At 37.7% G+C, this 7,704-nt stretch carries 4 protein-coding genes; 1 reads left to right on the top strand and 3 read right to left on the bottom strand.

Annotation, left to right across the window (positions count from 1 at the left end; all coding sequences use genetic code 11):
- Positions 1–67: 67 nt before the first annotated feature.
- Positions 68–3,352, bottom strand: coding sequence for a hypothetical protein (locus tag HDE70_RS17250; RefSeq protein ID WP_183891364.1), 3,285 nt, complete (start codon positions 3,350–3,352; stop codon positions 68–70).
- Positions 3,353–3,702: 350 nt separating this feature from the next.
- Between HDE70_RS17250 and HDE70_RS17245 the strand changes: the two genes are divergently transcribed.
- On the top strand, positions 3,703–4,905 hold the full coding sequence (locus HDE70_RS17245; RefSeq protein ID WP_183866425.1) for an MFS transporter: 1,203 nt from the start codon (positions 3,703–3,705) through the stop codon (positions 4,903–4,905).
- A 35-nt stretch (positions 4,906–4,940) separates the two neighbouring features.
- On the opposite strand, the gene HDE70_RS17240 is transcribed toward HDE70_RS17245, so the two are convergent.
- Together HDE70_RS17240 and HDE70_RS17235 are read right to left on the bottom strand one after the other, a co-directional pair.
- Entirely contained in the window at positions 4,941–6,008 is a 1,068-nt protein-coding gene (locus HDE70_RS17240) for a hypothetical protein (RefSeq protein WP_221302095.1), read from the bottom strand.
- 264 nt (positions 6,009–6,272) lie between these two features.
- Entirely contained in the window at positions 6,273–7,517 is a 1,245-nt protein-coding gene (locus HDE70_RS17235; RefSeq protein ID WP_183866423.1) for an ABC transporter permease, read from the bottom strand.
- Positions 7,518–7,704 lie beyond the last annotated feature (187 nt).

Below are 7,704 nucleotides of genomic sequence, written 5' to 3'. Positions count from 1 at the left end.
TATTGGCAACTAAAAATAAGGCACAGAGAATCGAGCCTATATACTGTAATCTTAATTTCATGAGGCATTAATTTTTATAGTGGTATGTATTATTCCTGATGATATTCCCATTCTGATCTTTCACATTTTTCAATCGCTGAAAACTATCATATTCATAATATGTAATTTGACCTTTGGCATCTGTTTGACTTGTAATACCAACCAGAGGCTCATAAGAATAACTAATAACCTGAGCATCCTTTAGCAAAGCAGAAGTTCTCAAAGGAAGAAGAAAAGTATCTATTGCAGATTTATCCGGATTAGAATCCCGGAACGTATTTACGGCAGCAGCCCCGCCCAACAAGCTTTCAATAGTTGTGTAATCAGAATTCTTAATCTCTGCAATTGGAAATTGACTATTATAACTCCAGACATAACACAGCTTAGGTCCACTTGTCTGAGATTGTGATAATATATTTCCTTTATTATCATATTTATCAATGTTAACTCTTACTTCTTCCGTTCCTGAACCTTTTGCCAGTTTATAATTAAATGGTAACGTTAAATCGCTACTAAACACCTTATAGTCTACAGTATTTGATTGAACTTGCACTGAATTTTTAATTAGCTTCGTTTTCAATGCTGCATTTAATATATGCTTATCAATAAGACTTATACGAGCAGTCTCCTCATTTCCACTAAGAGTGAGATCCTGCGGATAGGAGTATACAGATGATAAACTTTGATTATCACTCGTATTAGAAGTTGTTTTTGTAAGTAATGCATGATCAGCATTACCATATTCGTTTACAGATATGTTCTCGGAATAATCAACTCCATTGCCAGCAAAATTTTGAGTTCTTACCGTATCCGCATAAATCCATTTTATAAAATGGGAATAGGTAGCTAAACTATAAGCGTCTATTTCTTCAATTGGAGGAGGATCACTGCTATAAAGAGGATCATACTCTTTATTTACTACATAAGCATCAATCTTCCGGTCTACTCTTGTATCTTCTTTATAGCTGGTAAATACTTTTTTTACAGGAATATAACTTGTTCCTTGCAATTTAAAAGCAAGCTGATAAATTTCTCTGCCGCTACCCCATGAATAGTCACTTACGGGAGCACCCAATATTGGGTTAATGGTACCAACTAACTGATAAGCTTTTGCATCAGGACGAAATGTATATTGATGTTCAACACCACCATTTTCAAAGTTTTCACCAAAACTTTCAACAACACTTTTATAAGATACTGGTGAAGATGCATTCACATAGATATTATTGAGTGTATTTGAATACATTGAATAAAAATGATAGATATTGAAAAAGCCCATACCTTTTGGACATGATTGGTACACTTTTAAATCTTTCTCATAAAGTGGAGACAACACTTCTGCTCCGGAAGAAATCCCTGGAGTCTGAAGGCTATTATAGAAATACTTTTTAATACCAGAAATATTCTTAGCTCCATCCAATGAGATGACTTTGGCTATCCGGATACCACCGGTATTTACATTCATCTTTTGATAAGTCACATCTCCTATTACACAGTCGAATCCACTACTACAACCAACTTTCTCTCCTGTTGAATTTACAGTTATTTTATAAGCACGTCCAGGTTCTAAAACTATCGATTGATTATAACTCTGACCAGGTTTCAATCTGGAACTATAAATTGTCCTTCCAATATCATCAATTAACGTAATAGAACATCCATCATGCAACGTATCTCCACCTGTCTGACTATCTGAAGTACATATACCAGAGATATTTGTATCCTGTCCAAAACTAATATTTGCAATTGAAGAAGATACCGTAGTTCCAGCACCTCTCGCGTCAAGGTTGAATGCATAGGCAGTTACCCTGGTCTGAGGAGGATAAAATGCTACATCCTTATAAACCTGATTGCCTTCATAAATAATACTGTCTTTACCACCTGTTGGATAGGTAACGGTAGAAATGAGCCCTTTCATAGCATAAACCGGATCAACATCTCTATTTGCTGTAGCTTTTTGCATTACATTCTTCCAGGCTAAACTCGTAGGTACAGGAATCAGTGTTACATTATTTTTACCATTAAAAAATCCATAATGATCCTGAGCATAAGATAACCTTGGAGGAAGAGCATTAATATCATAATATGAAAATTTATGATTTTTGGTTAATAGCCCATCACTGCTTTTCTCTTTAACACTGATTAAAAAAGGTCTATAATTCTCCTTACTATCTACTGGAGAATATATATTCCTAAAACCAGTTGAAAAAGAATTTTCATAAACCAGTGAGAATGATTTAAAAGAGTTCAATTCAGCAGGTTTAAATATTTCAATACCGGATAAAAGTTTATCATTTCCGTCTTGTCTATCTATATAGCTAAATTTAATTTTGCTGCCATTGCTGGAGTTTATTTCCTGCAATAAAACACCATCAGTACGTAATAAAGTCTGACAAGCACTGTTAGTTAATACAGGGGGTACTTGACTCCCTTCCATCGCGCCATTACATCCTAATGATTCACCAATTAAGACTCTTTCATAGATCGTTTCACTTATACCTGTAGTATAACTTGTTCCGAGGTAAGAATAAACAAAGTTTACAATATCGCCTTTTGGATGTACTATCTTCTTTAAGTACCAGGCTGTTTTAGAAGTGTTGCTACCTGGTGATTTCCCACAGCCCACACCATAAGTTGTTTTTTGGGTACTTTCACTAGCTGCTTTTCCACCGAAAAAATACTGAATCCCGTCTGCATCTGTAACCTTAAAATTCCAATCCTCAGAAGTGAAATCTTTCTCAATTTTCAAATTGGAATGCGCTAATAGCACAGGGTTTAATTTATCATCTAAAATAAATCTTCCACTATTCCCATTAAAGTTAAAAGAAAAAATATCTGGCTGTCCATCCTGAGGTCCGACTATATCCGACGTATATAACCCTTCAATAAATGATATCAATCCTCTGGTTCTTGCTGGAAAATCTGCGGGGACTGGTAAACGCTGGGAAGTTTCATCAGCCGATCCGTATACAGTTCTGGTAATAACACCGCCTGCATTGAGATTCCAGCCACTACCAACTCTTCCAGATAACTCATCTACTTTAAAACCATTACTTGAATAAGATAATGATAAGGGTACTTTTAAATTTCTGACCGTATAGTCATAAATAGGAATATTTAAGTTAGCTGTACCAGAAGCCAGACTTAAATCTATACCGCCATATTTACCGAGTGAAGCGGCATTAGGTGACGGAGGCAAAACTTCTATAGGTTTTGTATAATCTCCTGGATTTGATGTAGAGGTTTGACTACTAACTGAACTTGAAACGAATAGCAATACTGCTATAAGCTTGAAACATTTAATTCCACGCATAAAAATAAATAGACATTATATTGATTGGGTATTATGGTTTCGATAATCCGACCAATAAACATCATGGACTTTAGCCTAAAGTTTATTTCACAAGAAGAGCGTATTACATAACGCAATAAATATAGAAATTTATTTTCCATAAAATAACAACAAACAGATAGATGAATTAAAAATAATTAATCCATTTTTTTTGACTAATCTACAAAAAGCAAAATCTCAGCGATTCCTTTAATTCATCTTAAAGTAATTAAACAATTTCTAATACTACGTTACTATTAAATCTCTTTAGCTTTGTCCCTTCACCTTAGCATTGAGGGATTTACTACATTTAAGAGGGATTATTTTAGGTTATGCAAGCAGGTACAATCACGGACACATCTTCATCAAATGTCCGTTTAACAATAACAAAGTTCGTTACATTCACTTTTCTCGGGTACTTCACCATTGGCCTGTCGCTGGCAGTATTACCAGTTTTCATTCATCAGCAATTGGGCTATAGTCCAATGATTGCAGGAATAGTAATCAGTCTGCAATACGTCACCACCTTCCTGTTTCGCGGATATGCTGGAAACATAGTTGACAAAAAAGGGCCAAAACCAGCAGTACTAATTGGTATGGGCGGATTTGCCATAAGTGGAATACTACTGTTTATAGCTTATCATTTCAAAGACATCCCGGCACTAAGTTTAGGAATCCTGGTCTTGACCCGTTTCGTTACCGGCTTTGGCGAAGGCCTGATTGGTGCAAGTCCGGTTAACTGGGCAATAATTGCGGTCGGTGATCAGCATACCGGCAAAGCAATATCCTTTAATGGTATTGCAAGTTATGGAGCACTTGCTGTAGGAGCACCCTTAGGTGTAATCTTACATAATGCCTACGGCATCGGCAGTATCGGCATACTGATTATTATAGTCGGGACAATCGGATTCTTTTACGCCAGAAGTCAGCAAGCCATGAAAGGCGACCAGAAAGAACCCAGACAACCCTTTCTTAAAGTATTAAAAACAGTATCACCTTATGGAATCTGCCTCGCCTTAGGAGGCCTTGGCTTCGGTACAATTTCGACCTTTATTACACTTTACTACGCTTCCCTAAACTGGGCAGGTGCAGTATTATGCCTGTCTGTTTTCAGTCTGTTATTTATTGTTGGCCGTCTTATCTTTGGCCGTTCTATCGAAAAATACGGAGGAATGAAAACAGCGATAGCTTGTCTCGCCATGGAATCAGCAGGTCTGTTTATCCTTTCCCTGGCCACTACCCCTCACCTCGCACTCATTGGAGCAGGATTTACAGGACTTGGCTTTTCCCTTATCTTTCCAGCCTTAGGCGTAGAAGCCGTTAAATTAGTCCCAGCCTCTAACAAAGGTGCCGCTCTTGGAGGTTACGGACTGTTTATAGATTTATCTCTTGGCATTACAGGTCCATTAGTAGGAGCCGTAGCCAGCCATTTCGGAATGCTGTACATCTTTCCATTTAGCATGACGATCGTATTTATTGGTTTCGTACTCGCAGTACTCATTCATTACCAGCAGAACAAAAGAATCATCATTTAACTTCTTACCAGAATCCGGCATCAAACTATAAGTTATCAGATAATATCAATGATAGTTGAATGAATAAGTTCATAAATCATAGTTTCATGATCATAATGATATAAAGGGCATAATTTGTCCTTAGGATCAAAAAACAGGCAATTCCCAATAGAATCGAATGCAAAGCCAGTTAATTTACCACAACCATCCGGCGATTGCCAATTTTGGATCTCTTCAACACTAAACTCCTCGCTAAAACCAGTATTGATCAAAACTGACTGATCAATACTGCATATAATTTTAACAAGCTCAGAAGCCTTAACCATAAATTTCTTCTGAAAAGAATTTATGCGATCCTCATTTAATACTTTAACATTAAAAAACCGACAAACCCTGATCAGATCATCAGCAGTTACATCCGCCCGATGCTCAAAACGAGCCAATGACCCAATTTTAACAATGGCTTTTTCCACCCAATCCTTCTCCCCCTTTGTCAATCCCTTATATTTTGAAAATGACTGCTGATGAATACCCTTAGCAGAGATCCGTTTCAAAAGTGAGATCAATCTGACCGAGAGGAACACATCCCTGCTGATCCATGATTTCTTCCAATCAAACTCATCAACCCCATACCAGTTTTCAGCTTTAACAATATCATATTCACCTGCAAAATCGGTAATCCAGAATTTATACTGACTCCCAGGATGTGCATGCAACGGCTCATTACAAATTCCACACCTTGGGACCTCATCATTCACTTCCCCACTTAAAATCATATTTACAGGAATAGCCAGCCACCAACCCGTAGAAACCCTTGTGCCAAGAATAAATGTATTATTGAAAGTACAAACACCAGGAAAGAGAACCTCCAATACTTTCTTAACCCGATCAGAGACTAATAAATTCCCCAAATCAGCGATCATAATCTCTATTCCACTAAAAACCCTATACAAATAATAAGGATCAGGAATAATATCCATATCCGGAAAACTACAAAACCCGCACTTTACCACATATGAATTAACCGGTGTATCCAACGATTGTTCCGTATCCAGAATATCCATCCGGCGATCTGAACAAGTCACTTCAGATAAACGGATTTCTTCAGATTTCGTCATAAACATTAAACTCGTACTAGTAAACTATAAAATTCTCTGGCTAATACGCCATACTCACCTCCCTGCCCAACTATGCAGTATTTCCTGAATAGGATCTTTATCCGGTTTTCCGCCTGCTTTTCCTCCTTAAAGTGGTGGAATCAAAACAGGATATCCGTCAACTTTCAGAGCGTAAAAAAACGGTTGTGCTATATTAATAGCATGGCGTTCGAGCCCCCTTCAGGGCGAAAAATGCCGCTATCAATATAGCACAACCGTTTTTTTAACGCCCTAAGATCGTATAGCCTCCACCGGATCCAGCCTCGAAGCCGAGAAAGCAGGCCAGAAACCAGATATCATGCCTATGACCACGGAAATACCAATCCCCATGATAACGTTTTTCAAATATAAAACCACTTCAACCTTTACCACATACGTAAACACAAGCGTTAAACTATAGACCAGAAACAGTCCCAGCAATCCTCCCAGAACACAAAGAGCAACCGCTTCAAACATAAACTGCAATAAAATAAAATAATTCTTTGCCCCCAGCGACTTCTGTATTCCGATAATATTTGTCCTTTCCTTTACCGAAACGAACATGATATTGGCAATACCAAACCCACCTACCAGGATAGAAAAACCACCAATCACCCAACCCGCTATTCTGACCATTTTAAACATCAGATCCAGCTGATTAGAAATCATTGTCGTTTTATTCAGTGCAAAATCTTCTTCAGCCCCCGGTTTAGTTCTGTGAATAGACCTCATAGCTCCTTCAAGCTCACTTTCAACTTCTTCTAACGGAATACCCGCTTTTCCTCTTACTGTGATCTGAGGGCCGTAATTTCCATTCTGAACATCAAATAACCCACGCGCTAAATTCAGAGGAATCAGTACATTTTTATCCTGAGACATCCCGATCATATCCTCCCCTTCTTTCTTAAACACCCCAACAATCGTCAACCTGCGTCCCATTACCTTAATCTGTTTACCAACTGCCGGTTCGCCATTAAATAAACCAGTAGCTACATCAGCCCCAACAATGGTAACCGGAGCACCATTTTTACCCTCACTTTCAGTAAAATATCTTCCTTCCTGAAAATCAAGCGTCCAGGTTTTATCATAATCCTGCGTTCCCGCATTCAACGTTACCCCATTTACAGAACTGCTTCTGTATTTGATAGTTCTGTTACCCGCAGAAGCCTCAAAAGAAATCCCGTCAACATTTCCCATGCGCTCTTTTAAAGCCTCATAGTCCCTGATACTTGGATCAGGTCTGTTTATATATTTCCACCATGGATAATCACCACCAAAACCCCAAGGCCATTTCTGGACAAAAAGTGTGTTTGAACCTAATTTATCGACACTTTCCTGCAACTTATTCCGCAGCGTATCTACCCCCGAAAAAACGGCAATAATTGTGAATATACCAATCGTAATCCCTAGCAAAGAGAGCATCGTCCGAAGTTTATTCTGACGGAGTGCATCGGCAGCAAACCTGAAACTTTCACCTATAAGTCTGAATATCATCATAATTACACTTTAGATTAAAAAAGGGACAAAAGGTTACAGGAAATTCAATTTATTATCAGAAAATCTTTAAAAGATGTTTAAGGCCCAGACACAATCTTTCCAAGCCACCAACGTTAAAAAACAATGACAATTCCGATGAAAATAAACATAAATTTATCAGAATAAATATTTATATACAAATGAGCAT

The organism is Pedobacter cryoconitis, assembly GCF_014200595.1.
GTDB lineage: Bacteria > Bacteroidota > Bacteroidia > Sphingobacteriales > Sphingobacteriaceae > Pedobacter > Pedobacter cryoconitis_C.
The sequence above is the reverse complement of the archived record's forward strand: the minus strand, read 5'-3'. Positions and strand labels throughout refer to the sequence as shown.

Coding starts and splice junctions, on each gene's coding strand:
- HDE70_RS17250 (WP_183891364.1), bottom strand. CDS start 3,352: ATGCGTGGAATTAAATGTTTCAAGCTTATAGCAGTATTGCTATTCGTT.
- HDE70_RS17245 (WP_183866425.1), top strand. CDS start 3,703: ATGCAAGCAGGTACAATCACGGACACATCTTCATCAAATGTCCGTTTA.
- HDE70_RS17240 (WP_221302095.1), bottom strand. CDS start 6,008: ATGTTTATGACGAAATCTGAAGAAATCCGTTTATCTGAAGTGACTTGT.
- HDE70_RS17235 (WP_183866423.1), bottom strand. CDS start 7,517: ATGATGATATTCAGACTTATAGGTGAAAGTTTCAGGTTTGCTGCCGAT.